The organism is Streptomyces genisteinicus (assembly GCF_014489615.1).
GTDB lineage: Bacteria > Actinomycetota > Actinomycetes > Streptomycetales > Streptomycetaceae > Streptomyces > Streptomyces genisteinicus.
The window spans coordinates 4,874,388-4,897,152 of record NZ_CP060825.1 but is presented as its reverse complement, the minus strand read 5'-3'; the positions used below and the strand labels follow the sequence as shown (position 1 = coordinate 4,897,152).

General features: G+C 71.6%; 22 protein-coding genes, 1 tRNA gene and 1 riboswitch. Of the genes, 13 read left to right on the top strand and 10 right to left on the bottom strand.

Annotated features, from left to right (window positions below; all coding sequences use genetic code 11):
* Nucleotides 1–76: 76 nt before the first annotated feature.
* Entirely contained in the window at nucleotides 77–1,384 is a 1,308-nt protein-coding gene (locus IAG43_RS21440) for a sugar ABC transporter substrate-binding protein (RefSeq protein ID WP_187742322.1), read from the bottom strand.
* A 306-nt stretch (nucleotides 1,385–1,690) separates the two neighbouring features.
* Here IAG43_RS21440 and IAG43_RS21435 point away from each other — a divergent pair, with 306 nt between their 5' ends.
* The 6 genes from IAG43_RS21435 to IAG43_RS21410 all read left to right on the top strand — a co-directional run bounded on the left by IAG43_RS21435 (nucleotide 1,691) and on the right by IAG43_RS21410 (nucleotide 8,998).
* Nucleotides 1,691–2,455 (top strand): GntR family transcriptional regulator, encoded by a 765-nt coding sequence (locus IAG43_RS21435; RefSeq protein WP_187744572.1) that lies wholly within the window; start codon nucleotides 1,691–1,693, stop codon nucleotides 2,453–2,455.
* Nucleotides 2,456–2,737: 282 nt separating this feature from the next.
* Nucleotides 2,738–3,010 (top strand): DUF3311 domain-containing protein, encoded by a 273-nt coding sequence (locus IAG43_RS21430; RefSeq protein ID WP_187742321.1) that lies wholly within the window; start codon nucleotides 2,738–2,740, stop codon nucleotides 3,008–3,010.
* A complete protein-coding gene (gene mctP / locus IAG43_RS21425; RefSeq protein ID WP_187742320.1) occupies nucleotides 3,007–4,641 on the top strand; it encodes a monocarboxylate uptake permease MctP in 1,635 nt (544 codons plus the stop codon). The genes IAG43_RS21430 and mctP overlap by 4 nt, the downstream gene beginning before the upstream one ends.
* 95 nt (nucleotides 4,642–4,736) lie before the next feature.
* Nucleotides 4,737–5,234, top strand: a complete 498-nt coding sequence (locus tag IAG43_RS21420; RefSeq protein ID WP_187742319.1) for a GNAT family N-acetyltransferase — start codon at nucleotides 4,737–4,739, stop codon at nucleotides 5,232–5,234.
* 133 nt (nucleotides 5,235–5,367) lie between these two features.
* Nucleotides 5,368–5,492, top strand: a riboswitch (cobalamin riboswitch).
* A gap of 138 nt (nucleotides 5,493–5,630) precedes the next feature.
* Nucleotides 5,631–7,985, top strand: a complete 2,355-nt coding sequence (locus IAG43_RS21415; protein ID WP_187742318.1) for a ribonucleoside-diphosphate reductase subunit alpha — start codon at nucleotides 5,631–5,633, stop codon at nucleotides 7,983–7,985.
* Nucleotides 7,976–8,998 carry a ribonucleotide-diphosphate reductase subunit beta gene (locus IAG43_RS21410; protein ID WP_187742317.1) on the top strand — a complete coding sequence of 341 codons (1,023 nt, stop codon included), beginning with the start codon at nucleotides 7,976–7,978 and terminating at the stop codon, nucleotides 8,996–8,998. Before IAG43_RS21415 ends, IAG43_RS21410 begins: the two co-directional genes overlap by 10 nt.
* Nucleotides 8,999–9,074: 76 nt before the next feature.
* On the opposite strand, the gene IAG43_RS21405 is transcribed toward IAG43_RS21410, so the two are convergent.
* The 7 genes from IAG43_RS21405 to IAG43_RS21375 all read right to left on the bottom strand — a co-directional run bounded on the left by IAG43_RS21405 (nucleotide 9,075) and on the right by IAG43_RS21375 (nucleotide 14,934).
* The gene (locus tag IAG43_RS21405) at nucleotides 9,075–9,812 is read right to left on the bottom strand and encodes a D-Ala-D-Ala carboxypeptidase family metallohydrolase (protein ID WP_187742316.1); all 738 of its coding nucleotides are present in this window, start codon (nucleotides 9,810–9,812) and stop codon (nucleotides 9,075–9,077) included.
* Nucleotides 9,813–10,022: 210 nt separating this feature from the next.
* Nucleotides 10,023–10,664, bottom strand: coding sequence for a peptide deformylase (gene def, locus IAG43_RS21400; protein ID WP_187742315.1), 642 nt, complete (start codon nucleotides 10,662–10,664; stop codon nucleotides 10,023–10,025).
* Nucleotides 10,665–10,745: 81 nt separating this feature from the next.
* Nucleotides 10,746–11,726, bottom strand: a complete 981-nt coding sequence (locus IAG43_RS21395; RefSeq protein ID WP_187744571.1) for a tetratricopeptide repeat protein — start codon at nucleotides 11,724–11,726, stop codon at nucleotides 10,746–10,748.
* Between the two features lie 478 nt (nucleotides 11,727–12,204).
* On the bottom strand, nucleotides 12,205–12,501 hold the full coding sequence (rsrA, locus tag IAG43_RS21390) for a mycothiol system anti-sigma-R factor (RefSeq protein ID WP_187742314.1): 297 nt from the start codon (nucleotides 12,499–12,501) through the stop codon (nucleotides 12,205–12,207).
* Nucleotides 12,498–13,163, bottom strand: coding sequence for a sigma-70 family RNA polymerase sigma factor (locus IAG43_RS21385; RefSeq protein ID WP_187742313.1), 666 nt, complete (start codon nucleotides 13,161–13,163; stop codon nucleotides 12,498–12,500). Before IAG43_RS21385 ends, rsrA begins: the two co-directional genes overlap by 4 nt.
* 263 nt (nucleotides 13,164–13,426) lie before the next feature.
* Entirely contained in the window at nucleotides 13,427–14,044 is a 618-nt protein-coding gene (locus IAG43_RS21380; protein WP_187744570.1) for an alpha/beta hydrolase family protein, read from the bottom strand.
* Nucleotides 14,045–14,118: 74 nt separating this feature from the next.
* The gene (locus IAG43_RS21375; protein WP_187742312.1) at nucleotides 14,119–14,934 is read right to left on the bottom strand and encodes an SOS response-associated peptidase; all 816 of its coding nucleotides are present in this window, start codon (nucleotides 14,932–14,934) and stop codon (nucleotides 14,119–14,121) included.
* A gap of 50 nt (nucleotides 14,935–14,984) precedes the next feature.
* On the opposite strand from IAG43_RS21375, the gene IAG43_RS21370 reads away from it, so the two are divergent.
* The 6 genes from IAG43_RS21370 (at nucleotide 14,985) to IAG43_RS21345 (ending at nucleotide 20,408) form a co-directional block, all read left to right on the top strand.
* Nucleotides 14,985–15,713 carry a M50 family metallopeptidase gene (locus tag IAG43_RS21370; protein WP_187742311.1) on the top strand — a complete coding sequence of 243 codons (729 nt, stop codon included), beginning with the start codon at nucleotides 14,985–14,987 and terminating at the stop codon, nucleotides 15,711–15,713.
* A gap of 93 nt (nucleotides 15,714–15,806) precedes the next feature.
* The gene (gene aroA, locus IAG43_RS21365; protein ID WP_187742310.1) at nucleotides 15,807–17,147 is read left to right on the top strand and encodes a 3-phosphoshikimate 1-carboxyvinyltransferase; all 1,341 of its coding nucleotides are present in this window, start codon (nucleotides 15,807–15,809) and stop codon (nucleotides 17,145–17,147) included.
* 4 nt (nucleotides 17,148–17,151) lie between these two features.
* Nucleotides 17,152–18,165 (top strand): ribosome small subunit-dependent GTPase A, encoded by a 1,014-nt coding sequence (gene rsgA, locus IAG43_RS21360; protein ID WP_187742309.1) that lies wholly within the window; start codon nucleotides 17,152–17,154, stop codon nucleotides 18,163–18,165.
* Between the two features lie 93 nt (nucleotides 18,166–18,258).
* A complete protein-coding gene (locus IAG43_RS21355) occupies nucleotides 18,259–18,582 on the top strand; it encodes a DMT family transporter (RefSeq protein WP_187742308.1) in 324 nt (107 codons plus the stop codon).
* A gap of 437 nt (nucleotides 18,583–19,019) precedes the next feature.
* Entirely contained in the window at nucleotides 19,020–19,820 is an 801-nt protein-coding gene (hisN, locus tag IAG43_RS21350) for a histidinol-phosphatase (RefSeq protein WP_187742307.1), read from the top strand.
* A 189-nt stretch (nucleotides 19,821–20,009) separates the two neighbouring features.
* Nucleotides 20,010–20,408 carry a CBS domain-containing protein gene (locus IAG43_RS21345; RefSeq protein ID WP_187742306.1) on the top strand — a complete coding sequence of 133 codons (399 nt, stop codon included), beginning with the start codon at nucleotides 20,010–20,012 and terminating at the stop codon, nucleotides 20,406–20,408.
* Between the two features lie 71 nt (nucleotides 20,409–20,479).
* Here IAG43_RS21345 and IAG43_RS21340 read toward each other — a convergent pair whose 3' ends face one another.
* On the bottom strand, nucleotides 20,480–21,931 hold the full coding sequence (locus IAG43_RS21340) for a catalase (protein ID WP_187742305.1): 1,452 nt from the start codon (nucleotides 21,929–21,931) through the stop codon (nucleotides 20,480–20,482).
* Nucleotides 21,932–22,088: 157 nt separating this feature from the next.
* On the opposite strand from IAG43_RS21340, the gene IAG43_RS21335 reads away from it, so the two are divergent.
* On the top strand, nucleotides 22,089–22,505 hold the full coding sequence (locus IAG43_RS21335) for a Fur family transcriptional regulator (RefSeq protein ID WP_187742304.1): 417 nt from the start codon (nucleotides 22,089–22,091) through the stop codon (nucleotides 22,503–22,505).
* Nucleotides 22,506–22,639: 134 nt separating this feature from the next.
* On the opposite strand, the gene IAG43_RS21330 is transcribed toward IAG43_RS21335, so the two are convergent.
* Nucleotides 22,640–22,713: transfer RNA gene (locus IAG43_RS21330), tRNA-Met, on the bottom strand.
* Between the last annotated feature and the right edge of the window lie 52 nt (nucleotides 22,714–22,765).

The following is a 22,765-nucleotide window of genomic DNA, read 5'->3' as shown; positions in this document are numbered from 1 at the left end:
CCTGGTGGGCCTCCGGCGGACACAGGGAGGCTCGCGGGCCGTCCGGCGGTCGGCCGACCGCCGGACGGCTGCCGGCTCAGGACTCCTGGTTGATCAGCTCGTTGATCTTGGCGTCGGCGGCCTTGGCGGCGTCGGCGACCGAGGTGCCCTTGAGGATGGACAGGAGCATGTTCTCCAGGACCTCCTCCTTCTCGATGGAGGTCCAGCCCGGGGCGATCGGGGTGAACCAGGCGTCCGGCACCGCGTTGGCGATGGGGGCGGTCTCCGGCTTGGCCTTCAGCGGCTCGAGCTGCTTGGTGTTGTTCGGGAGGATGTTCTTGGAGGCGAGCACCTCCTGCGACTTCTCGCTGGTGAACATCGAGATCCACTCCTCGCCGAGGTCCGCGACCTTCGACTTGCCGGTCACGGCGAGGTCGGAACCACCGATGAAGGACGGCAGGGCCTTGCCGTTCGGGCCGGGCATGCCCGCGGTGAGGATCTTGCCCTCGAGCTTCGGGTTGCCGTTGTTCTTGCCGTCGACGACGGAGCCGGACTCCCAGCCGTTGCCGTAGAGAAGGGCGGCCTTCTCGTTGGCCATGACGTTGGCGTGGTCCTGCTCGTCCTTGGTCTGGTCGGCCTTGTTGTACTTCTTGACCAGGTTGATGAAGTGCTCGATGCCCTTCTGCGCCTCGGGCGAGGAGAGCGTGCCCTTCCACTCCTTGGCGCCCTCGTCGTACTCGGCGATCTTGCCGCCGTACGCGGCGACGTACGACATGGCGGCGTACCAGTAGCGGCCGGGCAGGTAGAGGGACGAGAAGCGCTTGTCCTTCTTGGAGTACTCGGCGGAGACCTTGTCCATGGCGGACAGCATCTCGGCCTCGGTCGTGGGCAGCGTGTCGATGCCCGCGCCCTTCTTCAGCATCTCGGTGTTGTAGATCGCGACGCGGGCGCCGGCGTAGTAGGGCACGCAGTACTGCTTGCCCTCGAACGCACAGGTGTCCTTGAGGCCCTGGATCCAGGTGTCCGAGTTGTCGTACTTCTTCGGGTCGATCTCGGCGAGCGCCCCGTTGAGGATGTACTGCATCGTCTCGGTGTTGCCGAGCTCCACGACGTCCGGGAACTTGTCGCCGCCGAGCGCGGTGTCGAGCTTCTTCGCCTTGTCCGCCCACTGCTGGTACTGGACATCGACCTTCACGCCGGGGTACTTCTTGTTGAACTGCGCGTTGACGTCCTTGACCAGCTCCGGCCAGGTGGACTGGGCGTCGACCATCAGCCAGACGGTCAGGGTCTCCTTGCGGTCCTTCGGGTCCTTGGCCGCCGAGTCACTGCCGCCGTCCGAACCACATGCCGCGACCGACGCCATCATGGCCGCCACACCCACCGCTGCTGCGAGCTTGCGCTTCACGCCACCCTCCTCAAAGGGATGCAAGAGTTCCACCCCCCACCACCCGGGAGTCGCGCAGCACTTGACGGACTTGCGCCAGATTCTGCCCTGGGGCTGGGACCTGGCCCTTAATGGTTTAGACCAGTACCGGGAGCTTGGCCTAGACCTTTAGGGGTGTCAAGGGTGTATAAGAAGGGCTGTCGTGTCCGTTATAGGACCGACACCTGAGGGAGGGCGACGACCCGTGAGCGGTCCGTGCCACCATGTGAGCCGCGACAGACGGAGGAGCCGGTGACGGCACGAGCGCAGCAGTCGGAAAGGCAGGCCATGACCTCGGACGGGAATGGCACGGAGCCCGAGGGCGGACCAGGCACCCGCATCGCGCGCGTGCCCAAGTACTACCGGCTCAAGCGGCACTTGCTCGACATGACCGAAACCCTTCCCCCCGGCACCCCCGTACCGCCCGAGCGCACCCTCGCGGCCGAGTTCGACACCTCCCGCACCACCGTGCGCCAGGCCCTCCAGGAACTGGTCGTCGAGGGCAGGCTGGAGCGCATCCAGGGCAAGGGCACCTTCGTCGCCAAGCCCAAGGTGTCGCAGGCGCTGCAACTCACCTCGTACACGGAGGACATGCGCGCCCAGGGTCTGGAGCCCACGTCCCAGCTTCTGGACATCGGATACGTCACAGCCGACGACACCCTCGCCGGACTCCTCGACATCACCGCCGGCGGCCGCGTGCTGCGCATCGAGCGCCTGCGGCTGGCCAGCGGCGAGCCCATGGCGATCGAGACCACCCACCTGTCCGCGAAGCGCTTCCCGGCCCTGCGCCGCAGCCTGGTCAAGTACACCTCCCTCTACACCGCCCTCGCCGAGGTGTACGACGTGCACCTCGCGGAGGCCGAGGAGACCATCGAGACCTCCCTCGCCACCCCCCGTGAGGCAGGGCTGCTCGGCACCGACGTCGGCCTGCCGATGCTGATGCTCTCGCGCCACTCGCTGGACGCCCGGGGCGAGCCCGTGGAGTGGGTCCGCTCGGTCTACCGCGGCGACCGCTACAAGTTCGTCGCCCGGCTCAAGCGGCCCACCGACTGACCCGGCCGCACCAGCTCCCCCGCCCGTCCGGCGGGCACCGCCGACAGCCACGCCCCGGAGGGGGCGTGGCTGTCGCCGTTCCGGCGGCGGCACCCCCCGCGCCGGCAGGGGGAACGGCACGGACGAACGGTCGTTCCGGAGCGCCCAGCGGTCCCCCTGGAGCGCCCAGTGGTCGTCATCCGTCCGTTATCCGGGCGGGGGTTCCGTGGAGGGCACACGTCCCTTAGATTTCCTGCCCGTTACGCAAGGTGATCCGTGGAACCAGTGAGGGGACGGAGCCACATGTCAGCAGAGCCCGAGGCGCCACCTGCGCCGGAGTCAGAACCACCCGTCGTCACCCCCGTGCGCGTGGTCATCGCCCTGTGCCTGATCGCGCCCTTCGTGGCGATGCTCTGGGTCGGTTCCTACGCGAGGATCGAACCGGTCGTCATCGGCATCCCGTTCTTCTACTGGTACCAGATGGTCTGGGTCGTGGTCTCCACCGCCCTCACCATGGTCGCGTACAAGCTGTGGCAGCGTGACCAGCGCGCCCGCAAGGGAGGTGCGTCGCAGTGAAGGACGGCGTGAACGGCGTCGCACTCGCCGTCTTCATCTTCTTCTTCCTGGCCGTCACGGTCATGGGCTTCCTCGCCGCGCGCTGGCGCAAGGCGGAGAACGAGAACAGCCTCGACGAATGGGGCCTCGGCGGCCGCTCGTTCGGCACCTGGGTCACCTGGTTCCTGCTCGGCGGCGACCTCTACACGGCGTACACCTTCGTCGCCGTCCCCGCGGCCATCTACGCGGCGGGCGCGGCCGGCTTCTTCGCCGTGCCGTACACCATCCTGGTCTACCCGCTGATCTTCACCTTCCTGCCGCGGCTGTGGTCGGTCTCCCACAAGCACGGCTACGTCACCACCTCGGACTTCGTCCGCGGCCGGTTCGGCTCCAAGGGCCTGTCGCTGGCGGTCGCCGTCACCGGCATCCTCGCGACCATGCCGTACATCGCCCTCCAGCTCGTCGGCATCCAGGCCGTGCTGGACGTCATGGGCGTGGGCGGCGGGGAGAACACCCACTGGTTCATCAAGGACCTGCCGATCCTGATCGCGTTCGGTGTCCTCGCGGCGTACACCTACTCCTCGGGCCTGCGGGCCCCGGCGCTGATCGCGTTCGTCAAGGACACCCTGATCTACCTGGTGATCGCGGTGGCGATCATCTACATCCCGATCAAGCTCGGCGGCTTCGACGCCATCTTCTCCGCGGCGAGCGAGAAGTTCTCGCAGACCAACGAGGCGACCGGCAAGCCCGTCGGCTCGCTCGCGCCGGGCGACGCCGGCCACTGGGGCTACGCCACCCTCGCCCTGGGCTCGGCGCTCGCGCTCTTCATGTACCCGCACTCGATCACGGCGACGCTCTCCTCGCGCAGCCGTGAGGTGATCCGCCGCAACACCACGATCCTGCCGCTGTACTCGCTGATGCTGGGCCTGCTCGCGCTGCTCGGCTTCATGGCGATCGCGGCCGGCGTCAACGTGGCCAACGGCCAGCTCGCCATCCCGCAGCTGTTCGAGAACATGTTCCCCGACTGGTTCGCGGGCGTGGCCTTCGCCGCGATCGGCATCGGCGCGCTGGTGCCCGCCGCGATCATGTCCATCGCCGCGGCGAACCTCTTCACCCGCAACATCTACAAGGACTTCCTGAAGCCGGACGCGACCCCGGCCCAGGAGACCAAGGTCTCCAAGCTGGTCTCGCTGCTGGTCAAGGTCGGCGCCCTCGCCTTCGTCCTCACCATGGACAAGACGGTGGCGATCAACTTCCAGCTCCTGGGCGGCATCTGGATCCTCCAGACCTTCCCGGCCCTGGTGGGCGGCCTGTTCACCCGCTGGTTCCACCGCTGGGCGCTGATCGGCGGCTGGGCCGTCGGCATGGTGTACGGCACGGCCGCCGCCTACGGGGTCGCGAGCCCCACCCAGAAGCACTTCGGCGGCTCCTCCGCCGAGATCCCCGGCATCGGCGAGATCGGCTACATCGGTCTCACCGCCTTCGTGCTCAACGTCGTGGTCACCGTGGTCCTCACGTTCGTCATGCGGGCGCTGAAGGCCCCCGAGGGCGTCGACGAGACCAGCCCGGCCGACTACACCGCGGACGCGGGCGACCCGGGCGTCAGGACCGAGCTCCCGCCGGCCACCGCCGGCGCGCCCGGCGGTCACTGAACCACCGCTCCACCGGCCATGAGAGGGCCGTCGCACCCGCGCCCGCGCGGGAAGTGCGGCGGCCCTCCGCCGTCGCCTGATGCACACTGCCCGGCATGGACATCACCATCAGGCGGATCGAGCCGGGCGAGTACGGGCCGCTGGGGGAACTGACGGCACAGGCGTACCTGCGGGGCGGACTCCTCGACTTCGGGGCGCAGGACCCCTATCTGGAGGTCCTGCGCGACGTCGCCGGACGCGCGGCGCACACCGAGGTCTACGTCGCCGTGGACGGCGGCGGCGCGCTCCTCGGCGGTGTGGCGTTCGTCCCTGCGCCCGGACCCTACGCGGACATCGCCGGGCCCGGCGAGGCCGAGTTCCGCACCCTGGCCGTCGCCGAGGAGGCCCGCGGGCGGGGCGCGGGCGAGGCGCTGGTGCGGGTCTGCGTGGACCGCGCGCGGGCTCTGGGGCGCGCGCGGCTGGTGCTGTCGACGCAGTCGTCGATGCACACCGCCCACCGGATCTACGGCCGGCTCGGCTTCGTCCGCACCCCCGGACGGGACTGGTCGCCCATCCCGTCCGCCCCGCTGCTGACGTACGCCCTGGAGCTCTGAGGGCTCCCGCCCGGTCGCGGCCCGGGGCGCCCGGGGCCCGCTTCCCGCCTGCCGTCCCGCCTCCCCGAGAACCCCGGGAGGGACACAGAGGACACAACATGTGGGGGCACCGTCAGCACCCCGCCCCCACATGTATGCTCGTCTCGCTGTCGCCGCAGGGGAATCCGGTGCGAATCCGGAACTGTCCCGCAACGGTGTGCTCTGGTGCGCTTTGTCGTACCCGCGAGTCCGAGGACCTGCCGACGGTGCGCCCGGTTCGACCGATCCGGACGCCCAGACGTCCGGGCCTCGCGGTTGGGCCGGTGGACGCCGTGCGCGCTGCCCTCCCGGCACGTCCCGTCACGGCCCCGCCACCTCCTCGCGCCGTTCCGGAGCCGAGCGAGGGAGAGCACCACCGTGACCATCGCGCCCGCCGATCCGGTGTCGGCCACGCAGCACGACGGCCCCGGCACCGCACTGCTGCGGACCCTGACCGACCTCACGGCCGACCTGCCGGACACCGACCCCGGCAGGGTCGCCGCCGCCGCTCTGCGCGGCCGTCACAGCGGTTCCGACGAGGCCGAGCTGCGCTCGCTGGCCACCGACGCGGCCGCCGGTCTGATCTCCGAGGACCCGGCCTACTCCCGGCTCGCGGCCCGGCTCCTGGCGCGCGCGATCACCGACGAGGCGGCCGGCGAGGGCGCCGTCTCGTTCTCCGCGTCCGTGGCGGTGGGCCACCGCGAGGGCCTGATCGCCGACCGCACCGCGGACCTCGTGACACGGAACGCGGCCCGGCTGGACGCGCTGATCGACCCGGCGGCCGACGACCGCTTCGGCTACTTCGGCCTGCGCACCCTCTACAGCCGCTACCTGCTCCGGCACCCGATCACCCGCAAGGTCGTCGAGACCCCGCAGCACTTCCTGCTCCGGGTCGCCGCCGGTCTCGCGGAGGACGACAGCGCGCGGGCGCTGGACGAGGTCGCCGCGCTCTACGGGCTGATGAGCCGCCTCGACTACCTCCCCTCCTCCCCCACGCTCTTCAACTCCGGCACCCGCCACCCCCAGATGTCGTCCTGCTACCTGCTGGACTCCCCGCTGGACGAGCTCGACTCCATCTACGACCGCTACCACCAGGTCGCGCGGCTGTCGAAGCACGCGGGCGGCATCGGCATCTCCTACTCCCGCGTCCGCGCCCGCGGTTCCCTCATCCGCGGCACCAACGGGCACTCCAACGGCATCGTGCCGTTCCTCAAGACGCTCGACGCCTCGGTCGCCGCCGTGAACCAGGGCGGCCGCCGCAAGGGCGCCGCCGCGGTCTACCTGGAGACCTGGCACGCGGACATCGAGGAGTTCCTGGAACTGCGGGACAACACCGGCGAGGACGCCCGGCGCACCCACAACCTCAACCTCGCGCACTGGATCCCCGACGAGTTCATGCGCCGGGTGGAGACCGACGGCGAGTGGTCGCTGTTCTCCCCCGCCGACGTGCCCGAGCTGGTCGACCTGTGGGGCGAGGCCTTCGACACCGCGTACCGGGCCGCCGAGGCGGCGGGCCTGGCCAGGCGGACGCTGCCCGCCCGTGACCTGTACGGCCGGATGATGCGCACCCTGGCCCAGACCGGCAACGGCTGGATGACCTTCAAGGACGCGTCGAACCGCACCGCCAACCAGACGGCCGTGGCCGGCCGGGTGGTCCACTCCTCCAACCTGTGCACGGAGATCCTGGAGGTCACCGACGACGGCGAGACGGCCGTCTGCAACCTGGGTTCGGTGAACCTGGGCGCCTTCGTCGACACCGTCCGCGGCGACATCGACTGGGAGCGCCTCGACGCCACCGTGCGGACCGCGGTCACCTTCCTCGACCGGGTCGTCGACATCAACTTCTACCCGACCGAGCAGGCCGGCCGGTCCAACTCCCGCTGGCGTCCGGTGGGTCTGGGCGCCATGGGCCTCCAGGACGTTTTCTTCAAGCTGCGCCTCCCCTTTGACTCCCCCGCCGCGCGCGAGCTGTCGACGAGGATCGCCGAGCGGATCATGCTCGCCTCCTACGAGGCGTCCGCGGACCTCGCCGAGCGCCACGGCCCGCTCCCCGCCTGGGACGAGACCCGCACCGCGCGCGGTGTCCTGCACCCCGACCACTACGGCACCGAGCGGACCTGGCCGGAGCGCTGGGAGGCGCTGCGCGCCCGGATCGCCGTCACCGGCATGCGCAACTCGCTGCTGCTGGCCATCGCCCCGACGGCGACCATCGCCTCGATCGCCGGCGTCTACGAGTGCATCGAGCCCCAGGTCTCCAACCTCTTCAAGCGCGAGACGCTCTCCGGGGAGTTCCTCCAGGTCAACTCGTACCTGGTGGACGACCTGAAGCGGCTCGGGGTGTGGGACGCGCAGACCCGTGAGGCGCTGCGCGAGTCCAACGGCTCGGTCCAGGGCTTCACCTGGGTGCCCGAGGACGTCCGCGACCTGTACCGCACCGCGTGGGAGATCCCGCAGCGCGGCCTGATCGACATGGCCGCCGCCCGGACCCCGTACCTGGACCAGAGCCAGTCGCTGAACCTGTTCCTGGAGACGCCCACCATCGGCAAGCTGTCGTCGATGTACGCGTACGCCTGGAAGCAGGGCCTGAAGACCACCTACTACCTGCGTTCGCGCCCGGCGACCCGGATCGCCCGCGCCGCGTCCGCCGCCGTCCCCGTACCCGCGCAGGCGACGCCCGAGGAGGCCGTCGCCTGCTCCCTGGAGAACCCCGAGTCCTGCGAGGCATGCCAGTGACCACCCCCGCCGAGAAGAACCTGCTGGACCCCGGGTTCGAGCTCACCCTGCGCCCGATGCGCTACCCCGACTTCTACGAGCGCTACCGCGACGCGATCAAGAACACCTGGACCGTCGAGGAGGTCGACCTCCACTCGGACGTCTCCGATCTCGCCAAGCTCACCCCCGGCGAGCAGCACATGATCGGCCGGCTGGTCGCGTTCTTCGCGACCGGTGACTCGATCGTGGCGAACAACCTGGTTCTGACGCTGTACAAGCACATCAACTCCCCGGAGGCGCGGCTCTACCTGAGCCGTCAGCTCTTCGAGGAGGCGGTGCACGTCCAGTTCTACCTGACGCTGCTGGACACCTACCTGCCCGACCACGACGACCGCGCCGCCGCGTTCGCCGCGGTGGAGAACATCCCCTCGATCCGCGAGAAGGCGCAGTTCTGCTTCCGCTGGATGGACTCGGTGGAGAAGATCGACCGGCTGGAGACGAAGGCCGACCGCCGCCGCTTCCTGCTCAACCTGATCTGCTTCGCGGCCTGCATCGAGGGCCTGTTCTTCTACGGCGCGTTCGCCTACGTCTACTGGTTCCGCTCGCGCGGCCTGCTGCACGGTCTGGCGACCGGTACCAACTGGGTGTTCCGCGACGAGACGATGCACATGAACTTCGCCTTCGAGGTCGTGGACACCGTCCGCAAGGAGGAGCCGGAGCTCTTCGACGACGAACTGCGGGCGCAGGTCACCGACATGCTGAAGGAGGCCGTCGAGGCCGAGCTCCAGTTCGGCCGCGACCTGTGCGGCGACGGGCTGCCGGGCATGAACACGGCGTCCATGCGCGAGTACCTCCAGTGCGTGGCGGACCAGCGCCTGACCCGCCTCGGGTTCGCCCCGGTCTACGGCTCCGAGAACCCGTTCTCCTTCATGGAGCTCCAGGGCGTGCAGGAGCTGACGAACTTCTTCGAGCGGCGTCCCTCGGCCTACCAGGTCGCCGTGGAGGGCTCGGTCGCCTTCGACGACGACTTCTGAGCCGGCCCGGCACCGCGGCGGCCCGCACCTCCCACGGGGGGAGGTGCGGGCCGCCGGTGTGCTGTGCCGCTGCGGTTCAGATGCCGCAGCTCGGCGCGGACCAGAACTGCCCGGACCGGTGGTCCAGGTGGGTGTGGTCGTTGTGGTCCGGGTAGCCCGGGCCGAGGATCCCGCGGAAGCCGTGGTTGCGGGCCTGCTTGGCCAGCGTGCACAGCGAGTGCGGGCCGCTGCCCAGGTCGACGCCGTCACCGTAGAGGTGGCGGCTGCTGGACGCTCCGCCGGCCGCGTTGTTGCAGGCGACCGAGCGGAAGCCGCTGGTCACCCGGATCGGCTGGTCGCCCAGCGCGTGCCGCAGGGCCTCCAGCTTCCACATGGCGCGCAGGGCGTTGTCCTTGGCCGTGGCCGCGCTCACCGCACCGCCCGCCCAGGTGGAGTTGCAGTTGTTGAGCTCGCCGTAGGTGAAGTGGATCGGCGTGCAGTCGTTGTCCTGCAGCGCGTAGATCTTGTTGAAGGTGTTCGGGCCGGCGACACCGTCGGCGGCCAGACCGTACGCCGCCTGGAAGCGCTTGACGGCGGCCGCGGTGGCCGGGCCGTAGGAGCCGTCGACGGCGAGGACGGCACCGTAGCCCGGGTAGCCGGCGACCCGGATCTGGAGCTGGGTGACATCGGCGCCGGTCGCGCCCTGGCTCAGCGTGCGGCCCCAGGTGTAGCAGCCGTCCGCCTGAGCCGTCCCGGCCGTCGCCACGACACCGGCCAGCCCCGCGACAGCGAGCATGACCATGGACAACAGAAGTCGTGCCGTTCGTCTCAGCATTGCGTCTCCCTGTTGTGAAAGCGGTGTACGCAAGAGACTGGCGTGACACGCTACGCGCGTCAACACCCCACGGAATACTGGCACTTGACCTCCCCATGACCGTCCGGTGACGCACACGGCCGGACCGCGGGGCGCATCGCCGCGGCCCCCGGGACGGCGGAAGGGCCCCGCTCCTGGTGAGCGGGGCCCTTCGCGGCGCGTCGGCGGGTGTCAGTCGTTGGCGACGACCTCGTAGCGCGGCGTGCCCTCGGCCATCTGCTTCAGCGCGTCCTTGCGGTCCCGCTTGGAGAGCCGGTCGATGTAGAGGTAGCCGTACAGGTGGTCGGTCTCGTGCTGGAGGCAGCGGGCGAAGTACCCGGTGCCCCGCACCTTGATCGGGTTGCCCTGCGCGTCCTGGCCGCGGACCACCGCGTAGTCGGGCCGGGCGAGGGAGGCGTAGGCGGTCGGGACGGAGAGGCAGCCCTCGTTGGAGTCGTCGAGGTTGCGCAGCTCGGGCGCGAGCTCCTCCAGCACCGGGTTGCACACCACGCCCGTGTGACGGACGCCGTCGTCGTCGGGGCAGTCGTAGACGAAGACCTTGAGGTCCACACCGATCTGGTTGGCGGCGAGCCCGACGCCCTCGGCGGTGCGCTGGCTGGCGAACATGTCGTCGATCAGGGAGGCCAGCTCGTCGCCGAACTCGGTGACGTCCTTGCACTCCTTGTGGAGCACCGGGTTGCCGACCACCGTGATCGGCCGCGAGGTGCCGCGCTCGCGGTACGCCAGCTCGCGCTCCTCGCAGTTCTCCGTGTCGACGACGAAACCGTCGTTCACCTGCTCGTCCGTCTGCTGCTGCGACTGCTGCGACGCCATGTCAGCCTCTGCGCCCTTCTCCGTACCGCAAATCCGGCCCGCTGCCGGTCACGCTGTGTCCGTACAGCCTACGGGCAGCGGTCAGCAGACTTCCTCGAGATCGCGCCACTCCCTGGAGTCCGGACTGTCGGCGACCCAGCCGTCCAGCAGCCCGCGCACCAGTCCGGGGGGAGCGGCTATGCCGCACTCGCGCTCCGGCGACCAGAGGTCCCCGGCGGTGCGGTGGCCGAGCGGCCCCGGATGGCCCGGTTCGCTGTGGTCGTGGGGGTCGAGGTGCTCGCCCTCGCCCTCGGCGCTGGGCATCCGGCCCTCGGAGCAGGCGCGGCACAGCAGCCGCACGGACGACGACCAGTCCTCGGCGGCGAACCCCGCGTCGGCGGCCAGCTTCTCCAGCGCGTCCCGGTCGGCCTCCGTGGCGGCCTCCAGCAGCACCACCCAGGTCGGCACCGGTGACGGCGCCCACAGCTCGATCTCGTCGAAGACCGGGTACGAGGGCCCGGCGCTGGTGGTCCGCTCGCCGTTGGGCACGCCGTCGTGGAGGACGACCTCGCCCCAGCGCCGGCCGGAGGACGGCAGCGGGATGGAGAGCACCTCGATCCGCGCCGGGTCCAGCCGCCGGCCCCACACGACCTCGGCCTCGCCCTCGGGCGACAGCCGGACCGCGGCGCTGCCGAGGTCCATGCCGACGGGCTCGGCGCCCGCCGCGACCGCCCCGGGGACCTTCAGCCCGTACGCCTGCCAGGCGCGGCGGGCGAGCGGCCAGTCCTGGAGCGCGGTGGCCGCGATGCCGACGTTCCACCAGTCCGGAGCGCCGGCCTCCTTGTCGAGCAGCGCGACCGCCCGCAGGCCCGCGGCACGGGCCTGCTCCCAGTCGTGCCGGAACTTGTGCAGCAGCGCCAGGTTGAACCAGGACTCGGAGAGCCAGGGCTCCAGGTCCGCGGCCTTCGTCAGCAGCGCGCCCGCGTCCTCGTACCGGCCGTCGCCGATCAGCGTGAACGCGCGGTCGGTGGCCTGCCGCCACGAGGCGGAGGGCCGATGCCGTACCTTCCCGAAGATCTTCACGCTTCCCGCCTGCCGGTCGCTCTGGGCCAGGGCCCCGGACATGCCTGTGCACCTGCTTCAGTGCCTTCTTTCGCATCCAACCATGCCCGGTCGCAGGCTCGCTCATTACCCATGGGTTACCCCGGTGGGAGCGGGCTGCACCCCTTGCCGTGCACGGGATCGGGGACCGCCCCGGACGGTCGCCCCGGACGGTCGCCCCGGGCCGCGCGCTCCGGCCGGGGGCCCGGGGCGGGCGCCCCGACGACCGCGGCGCGCAGTCGTGCCCGGTCCCCGGACGCAGCTGCTCCGGTGCCGCGGGGACCTCCTCCCGCACTGGCTCCGCTTCCCCGGCCGGGCCCTCGTATGCGTTCGCGCCCCGGACGGGCGTCAGCGCCGCGTACTGCGGCACCGTCGGCTCCGGCGGTCCGGGACATGCGAGGAGGCGCGGACCGTGTGGTCCGCGCCCTCCTCGTCCGTACCGTCCGCACCGGTCGTGCGGTCACTCCTGTGCGGTGGCCACGTCCTGGTCGGGCACCGCCTGGCCGGAACGGATCAGGTCGATCCGCCCCATCACCTTGGCCCTCAGATCGGCGGGCACGTCGTCCTGGCCGCAGCACCGCTTGACCAGCTTCTTCACCGCCTGCTCCAGGCCGTACTTCTCCAGGCACGGGGAGCACTCCTCGAAGTGCACCTCGAACTTGGTGCAGTCGCTGTCGGGCATCTCGTGGTCGAGGAACTCGTAGAGATGGTCCAGGACCTCAGAGCAGTCCGTCTCGTGCGGCTCTCCGCAGCTCATGAGCCCGAGCCTTTCGCGTCGTTCGACTCCCCCGCACCGGCCGGGACCAGTCCGCGCTCGCGGGCGTAGTCCTCCAGCATGCCGCGCAGCTGGCGGCGGCCGCGGTGCAGGCGGGACATCACCGTACCGATGGGTGTCCCCATGATGTCCGCGATCTCCTTGTACGCAAAGCCCTCGACATCAGCGAGATAGACCGCGATGCGGAACTCCTCGGGAATCGCCTGGAGGGCGGCCTTCACGTCGGAGTCGGGCAGGTGGTCGAGGGCCTGGGACTCGGCGGAGCGCAGACCGGTCGACATGTGCGACTCGGCGCGTGCCAGCTGCCAGTCCTCGATCTCCTCCGCCGCGCTGCGCTGGGGCTCGCGCTGCTTCTTGCGGTAGGAGTTGATGAAGGTGTTGGTGAGGATGCGGTACATCCACGCCTTGAGGTTGGTGCCCTCGCGGAACTGGTGGAACGAGCCGTACGCCTTGGCGTACGTCTCCTGCACCAGGTCCTCGGCATCCGCCGGGTTGCGCGTCATGCGCAGCGCCGCCGAGTACATCTGGTCGAGGAAACCGAGGGCGTCCCGCTCGAAGCGGGCGTTGCGCTCCGCAGCCGTCTCCTCGGACCGCTCGGCCCGGCCGTCGTCGGTCCCCGCGTCGGTCCCAGTGACCGGACCCACCTCCTCCAACGCTGTGGCGGGACCGAAGCCGGACCCGCTCGCATCGGAGAATAGTCGACCTTGCCTCGCCGGGGCCTGCTCACCGGGGCCGCCCGCCGCGGGAACGCCCCCGGTCCCGCCCTGGGACAGCACCGTCCAGTCCAGCCCCGAGGCGCGGCCGGCCGAAGGGCAGAAGGTCGTTCCCATGCGGTGGACTCCCTACTCCGAATTCGTTTCTGACATCCGGCTCAACAGCGGGGCGCCGCCTGGCATTCCCGGGTCCGTCAGCCCAGGGCGGAGGTCCAGCGCGCGACGGCGCCGGTGATCGTCGCGAGCGTCTGCTCCTCGCTGGTCCCGGACCGCTTCGGCACGGCGAAGCCGTGGTCCGCGTGGGCGGCTTCGACGAGCTCGTACGGGCCCTCGGGGAATTCGTCCGGCCGCCCGAACGGGTCGTTGCCGCCCTGCACCACCAGCGTCGGCACCCCCGCCCCCAGCAGCTCCGCCGCCCTCGACTTCTCCGGCCTGCCCGGCGGGTGCAGCGGGAAGGAGAGCGCGAGCACCCCGGCCGCGCCGAGCGCGGTGGCGGTGCGGCAGGCGACCCGGGCCCCGGCGCTGCGGCCGCCGGAGACGACCGGCGGCCCGGCCTCCGTCAGCACCGGCCACACCCCGTGCCAGCCGGCGTCGAGGGTCTTCGGCGCGGGAGCCACCTTCTTCCCCGCGACGCGCCAGGGCTGCTCCACGAGGGCGACGGTGACCCCGTGGGCGGGGAGCGCGGCGGCGATCGCCGCCAGGTCCCGCGCCCCGATCCCGCCGCCGGCCCCGTGTCCGAGTGCGAGCACCAGGCGGGCGCCCTCTGCCGTGAACCAGGTGACGCGGGCCTCGCCCGCGTCCGTTGCGACCATCTGCGTACGACTCACGCCCCCATCCTGCCGCGCGGGGAGCGGCAGGCGGGCGGGCTCACCGGGCGGACGGCGTGTCAGAACAGCACCGGCTCCTCGGGCCCGGCCAGTTCCTCCAGCAGCTCGGGGCCGTTGTTGCGGACGTTGCTGACGGCGGTGGCCACCGGGTAGGCCCGCATCAGCCCCTCCGGCGGCGGCGCGAGCAGCGCCCGCAGCTCGTCCGGGTCGGTGCGGGCCGGGTCCAGCCAGGCGTCCCAGCGGTCGGGGGTGAGCATCAGCGGCATCCGCGGGTGGATGTCGGCCAGCGACCCCGGGCCCTCGGCCGGGGCCACACCGAGCGGGCCCGTCTCCGCCTCGGTGGTGATCACCGAGCAGGTCACCCACCAGGCCCCGGGGTGGTCGTCGGGCAGCGTGCGGTCGCGCCAGAACTCGTAGAGCCCGGCCATCGCGAAGACGGAGCCGTCGGCGGGGGTGACGAAGTACGGCTGCTTGCGGGGCCGCTTCTTCCGTCCCTCGACCTCCAGATCCCGCTCCCCGGTGCCGGTGACCCACTCGTAGTAGCCGTCGGCGGGCAGGATGCAGCGCCGGGAGAGGAACGGCCTGCGGAACGAGGGCTTCTCGTGGACGGTCTCCGCGCGGGCGTTGATCATCCGGGCGCCGCCCTCGGGCGTCTTCGCCCAGGAGGGCACGAGACCCCACTTGAGCACCCGCATCTGGCGGACCGGCCGGCGGTCGGCCGCGTCCTTCACGGGGCGCTCCAGGATCGCGTAGACCTCCTTGGTCGGGGCCACGTTCCAGTCCGGGGCGAGCGCCTCCTCGGGCTCCCACTTCTCCACCTGGAACAGACCCGTCAGGTCCTCGGGCCGCCTGCTCGCTGCATACCGTCCGCACATAGGTGCCACACTGCCACTTCGATACGCCGTACGAGGGAGCCGCCCGAGAAATGGTCAGCACACACACCGCCACGGCCGCTCCCGGTGACCTGTGGGACCGCGTCACCGGCACCCAGACCGCCCCCGAGCTCTGGCTCGTCGCCGTCACCGGCCTGGTCGCGCTCGCCGCGGTGCTGCCGCGTACGCCGTGGCGTCTGACACGCAACGCGGTCACCATCGCGCACGAGGGCGGTCACGGGCTGGTGGCCCTGCTGACCGGGCGCTCGCTCCAGGGCATCCGGCTCCACTCGGACACCAGCGGTCTCACGGTCAGCCGCGGCAAGCCGACGGGCCTCGGCATGGTCCTCACCGCCGCGGCCGGCTACACGGCCGCGCCGCTGCTCGGGCTCGGCGGCGCGTGGCTGCTGACCGACGGCCGCACCACGCTGCTGCTGTGGGCGGCGACGGCGCTGCTGCTGGCCCTGCTGGTCATGGTCCGCAACGCCTACGGCCTGCTCACGGTGACGGTGACCGGTGCCGCGTTCGTCCTGGTGTCCTGGCTCACGGGGCCGGACGTGCAGTCCGCGTTCGCCTACACGGCCGTGTGGTTCATGCTGCTGGGCGGCGTCCGGCCGGTGTTCGAGCTCCAGTCGAAGCGGCGCCGCGGCGGGGCGCCGGACTCCGACGCGGACCAGCTCGCCCGTCTGACCGCCGTGCCGGCCGCGGTCTGGCTGGGCTTCTTCCACGTGGTCGCGTTCTGCTGCCTGATCGGCGGCGGGCGCTGGCTGCTCGGCCTCTGATCCCCGGACGGCGGGGCGGGCGGTCCCCCAACGGCGGGGCGGGCCGGTTCCGGTGCCGGGGCGGGCCCCTGACGAGCCACTAAAGTGATGGCCATGACCGAAAGCTCCGTGCACGAACCCGTCCTGTGGCCCGCCCCCCGAGCGGGCGGACCCGTCGAAGCGACGGTGACCGTGCCCGGATCGAAATCGGTGACCAACCGGGCCCTGGTGCTCGCCGCCCTCGCGGCCGAGCCCGGCTGGCTGCGCCGCCCGCTGCGCTCCCGCGACACCCTGCTGATGTCCGCGGCCCTCCAGGCGATGGGCGTCGGCATCGAGGAGACCGTCTCCTCCAGCACCACCGGCGGCAAGGGCGAGGCCTGGCGGGTCATCCCGGCCGGGCTGCACGGCCCCGCCACCGTCGACGTCGGCAACGCCGGCACGGTCATGCGCTTCCTTCCCCCGGTCGCCGCGCTCGCCGACGGCCCCGTCCGCTTCGACGGCGACCCCCGGTCCTACGAGCGTCCGCTCGGCGGCGTGATCGGCGCACTGCGCTCGCTCGGCGCCCGGATCGACGACGACGGCCGCGGCGCGCTCCCCCTCACGGTGCACGGCGGCGGTGCGCTGGAGGGCGGCTCCGTCCGCATCGACGCCTCCTCGTCGTCCCAGTTCGTGTCCTCCCTGCTGCTCTCCGCCCCGTGCTTCAACCAGGGCGTCGAGGTGCGCCACGTGGGCTCGGCGCTGCCGTCGATGCCGCACATCCGGATGACCGTCGACATGCTGCGCGCCGTCGGCGCCCAGGTCGACGAACCGGAGACGGGCGGCGAGCCCGACGTGTGGCGGGTGTCGCGCAGCGCGCTGCTCGGACGCGACCTCACCATCGAGCCGGATCTCTCCAACGCCCAGCCCTTCCTGGCCGCGGCGCTGGTCACCGGCGGCCGGGTCACCATCCCGGACTGGCCGGAGCGCACCACCCAGCCCGGTGACGCGCTGCGGCGGATCTTCACCGAGATGGGTGGCTCCTGCGAGCTGACCACCACCCCCGACGGCACGGCTCTGGTGCTCACCGGCAGCGGGCGGATCCACGGCATCGACGTGGACCTGCGCGAGGTGGGCGAGCTGACCCCCGGCATCGCCGCCGTCGCCGCGCTCGCCGACTCGCCCTCGACCCTCCGCGGCGTCGCGCATCTGCGGCTGCACGAGACGGACCGGCTGGCCGCGCTGACCGAGGAGATCAACCGGCTCGGCGGCGACGTCACGGAGACGGAGGACGGCCTGCACATCCGGCCCCGTCCGCTGCACGGCGGGACGTTCCGCACCTACGACGACCACCGGATGGCCACGGCCGGTTCGGTGATCGGCCTGGTGGTGCCCGGCGTCCGGATCGAGAACGTGGAGACGACGGCCAAGACCCTGCCCGACTTCCCGCGGATGTGGGCCGAAATGCTCGGGGTCTGACGTCATGCGCCGCTACGGCAAGCACACCGACGAGGACGACATCCGCTCGCGCCCGAACCGCAAGGGCAACCGGCCGCGCACCAGCATCCGCCCCAAGCACGAGGACGCGGCGGAGGGCATGGTCCTCACCGTGGACCGGGGCCGCCTGACCTGCCTGGTCGAGGACCGGGTGGTGATGGCGATGAAGGCGCGGGAGCTGGGCCGCAAGGCGGCGGTCGTGGGCGACCGGGTCTCCATCGTCGGCGACCTGTCGGGCGACAAGGACACCCTGGCGCGCATCGTGCGGATCGGGGAGCGCGCCTCGGTGCTGCGGCGCACGGCCGACGACGACGACCCCTTCGAGCGGGTGGTCGTGGCCAACGCCGACCAGCTGGCGATCGTCACCGCGCTCGCGGACCCCGAGCCGCGCCCGCGGCTGATCGACCGCTGCATCGTCGCCGCCTACGACGGCGGCCTGGAACCGCTGCTGGTGCTGACCAAGTCGGACCTGGCGGCGCCGGACGAGCTGCTGGAGATGTACGGCGCGCTGGGCGTGCCGCACGTGGTCACCACCCGCGAGGAGTTCGTCGACGGGCTCGCCGCCGAACGGGTGCGCGAGCATCTGGTCGGCCGGACGACCGCCTTCGTCGGGCACTCCGGCGTGGGGAAGACCACCCTGGTCAACGCGCTCGTACCGGAGGAGCGGCGGCGCAGCACGGGCCATGTGAACGCGGTCACCGGCCGGGGCCGGCACACCACCACCTCGGCGCTGGCGCTGCCGCTCGCCTCCGAGGAGGGCGGCTGGGTGATCGACACCCCAGGGGTCCGGTCGTTCGGTCTGCACCATGTGGACCCGTCCCGGGTCATCCACGCCTTCCCGGACCTGGAGCCCGGCACCGAGGGCTGCCCGCGCGCCTGCTCGCACGACGAGAAGGACTGCGCGCTGGACGCCTGGGTGGCCGAGGGCCACGCGGACCCGGCCCGGCTGTACTCGCTGCGGCGGCTCCTGGCGACCCGGGAACGACGAGAAGGCGACTGACGCGCGGGGCGGATACACCCGAAAGCGCCCGATACGGGCATAATCGCACCGAGTCAGACGGAGCAGTCACCGAACTCGGGAGGCCCAGGACCCATGGCGTGGCTGCTGGTGGTGGTCGCCGGATTCCTCGAGACGGGCTTCGCCGTCTGCCTCAAGCTCTCGCACGGCTTCACCCGGCTCTGGCCGACCGTCGCCTTCTGCATCTTCGCCCTCGGCAGCTTCGGCCTGCTGACCCTCGCCCTGCGCAAGCTCGACGTCGGCCCCGCGTACGCGGTGTGGACCGGCATCGGAGCCGCGGGCACGGCGATCTACGGCATGGTCTTCCTGGGCGACCTGGTCTCCGCCCTGAAGATCGTCTCGATCAGCCTGGTGATCATCGGCGTCATCGGCCTCCAGCTCTCCGGCTCGGCCCACTGACCCTTCGCCACCCGGGCGCCGGGGCGGCGGCGGAGCGACCGGCCGGTCCGGCGCGCGAGGACGACGGCCCCGCACGGCGGCCCGGCTCCGGGCGCAGCGCGCGCCGCGGCCGCCGCCCCGGCCGGCCACCGCGAGCAGGCCCTCACGACGCGGCCCCACGCCGACGTGGCGACGTCCGCCATCCGCACACCGGACCAGGGCCGCGCCCCACAGCTCCTCGGGCGCGGCGTCGAGCAGGGCTTCACGCGCCGCGGGCACGGCCGCCGACCGGGGCCCCGCCCGGCCGGCGCCGCGCCTGCCGGACAGGGCCGCGCCCCGGCCGCCGGGTGGCCCGTCGCAGCAGCGCCGGCACGGGGCCGGACCTGTCGAGGCGTCCCGCGCCGCACGCCCCCACGCCGCCCGGCGGGTGCCGCGAACGGCACCGATAGAGTGACGCCATGCCCGACTACCACGATGATCTGCGCCTCGCCCATGTCCTCGCGGACGCCGCCGACGCCGTCACCATGGAGCGCTTCAAGGCGCTCGACCTCAAGGTCGAGACGAAGCCGGACATGACGCCGGTGAGCGAGGCGGACAAGGCCGCGGAGGAGCTGATCAGGGGGCAGTTGCAGCGGGCGCGGCCGCGTGACGCGATCCTCGGCGAGGAGTACGGCATCGAGGGCACGGGCCCGCGCCGCTGGGTGGTCGACCCGATCGACGGCACCAAGAACTACGTGCGCGGCGTGCCGGTGTGGGCCACCCTGATCTCCCTCATGGAGGCGGGCGAGGGCGGCTACCAGCCGGTGGTGGGCGTGGTGTCGGCTCCCGCCCTGGGCCGCCGGTGGTGGGCGGCGAAGGGAGCGGGGGCGTACACCGGGCGGAGCCTGTCGTCGGCGACGCGGCTGCGGGTGTCGAAGGTGGAGCGCATGCGGGACGCGTCCTTCGCGTACTCCTCGCTGAGCGGCTGGGAGGAGCAGGGGCGGCTGGCCGGCTTCCTGGACCTGACCCGGGCGTGCTGGCGCACCCGCGGCTACGGCGACTTCTGGTCGTACATGATGGTCGCCGAGGGCTCGGTCGACATCTGTGCGGAGCCCGAACTCTCCCTGTGGGACATGGCGGCGCCGGCGATCGTCGTCCAGGAGGCCGGCGGCGTGTACACCGGCCTCGACGGCACCCCCGGCCCGCACAGCGGGAACGCCGCCGCCTCCAACGGCCTGCTCCACCGGGAGCTGCTCGGTCATCTGAACCAGCGCCGCTGACGCCCGCGAGGGCGGTATCGCGTGCGCCCGGGCGCACCACCAGCGGCTTCACGGGGCGTGCGGGACAGATGCCGCACGCCCTCTTGCCGCGCGCCCCCGCTGCTGGGACTCTGATGACCTCCCCCACTTGTGAACTTGTGAATCGGTTCTCCAGCGGAGATCCGGTCACGAAGGAGGTGGCTCAAGTCCATGCTCGTCCGTGACGCCATGAGCACGGTGGTCCTGACCATCGGGCCTGCCCACACACTCCGGCAGGCGGCCGGCCTGATGGCCGCGCGCCGCGTCGGAGCGGCCGTCGTCCTCGACGGCGATTCGAGTCTCGGCATCCTCACCGAACGGGACGTCCTCAACGCGATCGGCGCAGGCCAGAACCCCGACCTCGAGACCGCCGGAGCCCACACCACGACCGATGTCGTCTTCGCCGCGCCCGCGTGGACCCTGGAGGAGGCGGCCGAGGCGATGACGCACGGCGGCTTCCGGCATCTCATCGTGATGGACCGGGGCGGCCCGGTGGGCATCGTCTCCGTCCGCGACATCATCCGCTGCTGGGTGCCCGCCAGGCGCCACGCCGGGACCGTCGCGGGCTGACCCCGGCACCGGAACACCGAGGCCGGACCCCCGGTGGACGGGGGTCCGGCCTCGGGCCGACGGCAGGCGGGTCAGCCGCGCAGGGCCTGGACCGCGGCTTCCAGACGCTTGCCGAAGTCGTCGTCCGCGCGGCGGAAGTTGCCGATCGCGCGCTCGGCGATGTCGTCGCGGGACACCTTGGCGATGAAGCCCGCCAGGTTGCCGACGAGACGCTCCCGCTCGCCCTCGGACATCAGCCGGTAGAGGTTGCCCGCCTGGACGAAGTCGTCGTCCTCGGCGTGCACCGCGGCCGGGTGGTCGCCGGTGGCGCCGGTGACCGGCACGGCGGACCACAGCGCCCGGCCGGTCTCGGCCGGCCCGCCGAAGCTGTTGGGCTCGTAGTTCTTCGCACCCTTGTGGCGGCCGTCGTAGAGGAAGCCGTCCCGGCCGTGCGTCCGCGCCTCGGTCGCGTGGGGGCGGTTGACCGGCAGGTGGTCGGCGTTGATGCCGACGCGGTAGCGGTGGGCGTCGCCGTAGGCGAACAGCCGGCCCTGGAGCATCTTGTCCGGGGACGGGCCGATGCCGGGCACGAAGTGCGCCGGGCTGAAGACCGACTGCTCGACCTCGGCGAAGACGTTCTCCGGGTTGCGGTTGAGCTCCAGCCTGCCGATCTCGATGCGCGGGTAGTCGGCGTGCGGCCACACCTTGGTGAGGTCGAACGGGTTGAAGCGGTACGCCGCCGCCTCGGCCGCGGGCATGATCTGGACGTAGACCGTCCAGCTCGGGAAGTCGCCGCGCTCGATGGACTCCCGGAGGTCGCGCTGGTGGGAGTCCGGGTCCTGGCCGGCGAGCCGGTCGGCCTCCTCCTGCGTGAGGTTCCTGATGCCCTGGTCGGTCTTGAAGTGGTACTTGACCCAGAAGACCTCGCCCGCCTCGTTGTTCCACTGGAACGTGTGGGAGCCGAAGCCGTCCATGTGGCGGTAGGAGGCGGGGATGCCCCGGTCGCCGAAGAGCCAGGTCACCTGGTGGGTCGACTCGGGGCTGAGCCCCCAGAAGTCCCAGACGTTGTCCGCCTCCTGGCTGCCCGTGTACGGGTCGCGCTTCTGGGTGTGGATGAAGTCCGGGAACTTGATGGCGTCCTTGATGAAGAAGACCGGGGTGTTGTTGCCGACGAGGTCGTAGTTGCCCTCCTCGGTGTAGAACTTCAGCGCCCAGCCGCGGGGGTCGCGCACCGCGTCCGCCGAGCCGAGGTTGCCCGCGACGGTGGAGAAGCGGAGGAACGTCTCGGTCTCCTTCCCGACCTCGGAGAGGAACGCCGCCCGGGTGTACCGCGTCACGTCGGCGGTCACCGTGAAGGTGCCGTACGCCCCGGCGCCGCGGGCGTGGACCACCCGCTCCGGGATGCGCTCGCGGTTGAAGTGGGCGAGCTTCTCCAGCAGGAGCTGGTCCTGGACGAGCACCGGCCCGCCGACGCCCGCGGTCTCGCTGTTCTGGTTGTCGGCGACCGGAGCTCCGGCCTCGGTGGTCAGCGGTCCCTGCGTCACGTGCGCCTCCTGCGTCTGTCCTGCGTGGTCGTCCGCACACGCCGCCTGTCCACGCCGTATGCCTGACTCGATCCTACAATGGACTTTGTCCAAGTCAATCAGGCATCCAAAGTCACACATGTTCGGGATTGGCGGGACGCGCTGTTACGCTGTCCTCATGAGCGACCTGTTGGAACGACTGCGCGGACGCGGCTGGCGCATGACCGCCCAGCGGCGCGTCGTGGCCGAGGTCCTCGACGGCGAGCACGTCCATCTGACGGCCGACGAGGTCCACGCACGCGCCGTGGAGCGACTGCCCGAGATCTCCCGGGCCACCGTCTACAACACCCTCGGTGAGCTGGTCACCCTCGGCGAAGTGCTCGAGGTGTCGACCGACCGCCGCGTCAAGCGCTACGACCCCAACGCCCACCGGCCGCACCAGCACCTGGTCTGCGCGCGGTGCGGTGCCATCCGGGACGTCCACCCCGCGGGCGATCCCCTGGCGGACCTGCCCGACTCGGAGCGCTTCGGCTTCACCGTCTCGGACGTCGAGGTCACCTACCGGGGCACCTGCCCCGCCTGCGCGGCCGCCTAGAGCATGATGCGTGAGGGCCCCGGACACGGGCGGTGTCCGGGGCCCTCACGCATCCGGGGGCGCCGCCCCCTGGCAGGCATCCCCGGACACGCCGAAGGCCCGGATCTTTTGAGGATCCGGGCCTTCGGTTTCAGTAGCGGGGACAGGATTTGAACCTGCGACCTCTGGGTTATGAGCCCAGCGAGCTACCGAGCTGCTCCACCCCGCGTCGGTGAACACAACCTTACGGCACCCCGTCGACCAGCGCAAATCGCTTCGGC

Bases quoted from the DNA above. Each gene is read 5' to 3' on its own strand.
- IAG43_RS21370 (WP_187742311.1), top strand. From the start codon at position 14,985: ATGGTCAGCACACACACCGCCACGGCCGCTCCCGGTGACCTGTGGGAC.
- IAG43_RS21435 (WP_187744572.1), top strand. From the start codon at position 1,691: ATGACCTCGGACGGGAATGGCACGGAGCCCGAGGGCGGACCAGGCACC.
- IAG43_RS21405 (WP_187742316.1), bottom strand. From the start codon at position 9,812: ATGCTGAGACGAACGGCACGACTTCTGTTGTCCATGGTCATGCTCGCT.
- def (WP_187742315.1), bottom strand. From the start codon at position 10,664: ATGGCGTCGCAGCAGTCGCAGCAGCAGACGGACGAGCAGGTGAACGAC.
- hisN (WP_187742307.1), top strand. From the start codon at position 19,020: ATGCCCGACTACCACGATGATCTGCGCCTCGCCCATGTCCTCGCGGAC.
- rsgA (WP_187742309.1), top strand. From the start codon at position 17,152: ATGCGCCGCTACGGCAAGCACACCGACGAGGACGACATCCGCTCGCGC.
- IAG43_RS21410 (WP_187742317.1), top strand. From the start codon at position 7,976: ATGCCAGTGACCACCCCCGCCGAGAAGAACCTGCTGGACCCCGGGTTC.
- rsrA (WP_187742314.1), bottom strand. From the start codon at position 12,501: ATGAGCTGCGGAGAGCCGCACGAGACGGACTGCTCTGAGGTCCTGGAC.
- IAG43_RS21335 (WP_187742304.1), top strand. From the start codon at position 22,089: ATGAGCGACCTGTTGGAACGACTGCGCGGACGCGGCTGGCGCATGACC.
- aroA (WP_187742310.1), top strand. From the start codon at position 15,807: ATGACCGAAAGCTCCGTGCACGAACCCGTCCTGTGGCCCGCCCCCCGA.
- IAG43_RS21380 (WP_187744570.1), bottom strand. From the start codon at position 14,044: ATGGTCGCAACGGACGCGGGCGAGGCCCGCGTCACCTGGTTCACGGCA.
- IAG43_RS21375 (WP_187742312.1), bottom strand. From the start codon at position 14,934: ATGTGCGGACGGTATGCAGCGAGCAGGCGGCCCGAGGACCTGACGGGT.
- IAG43_RS21355 (WP_187742308.1), top strand. From the start codon at position 18,259: ATGGCGTGGCTGCTGGTGGTGGTCGCCGGATTCCTCGAGACGGGCTTC.
- IAG43_RS21345 (WP_187742306.1), top strand. From the start codon at position 20,010: ATGCTCGTCCGTGACGCCATGAGCACGGTGGTCCTGACCATCGGGCCT.
- IAG43_RS21420 (WP_187742319.1), top strand. From the start codon at position 4,737: ATGGACATCACCATCAGGCGGATCGAGCCGGGCGAGTACGGGCCGCTG.
- IAG43_RS21430 (WP_187742321.1), top strand. From the start codon at position 2,738: ATGTCAGCAGAGCCCGAGGCGCCACCTGCGCCGGAGTCAGAACCACCC.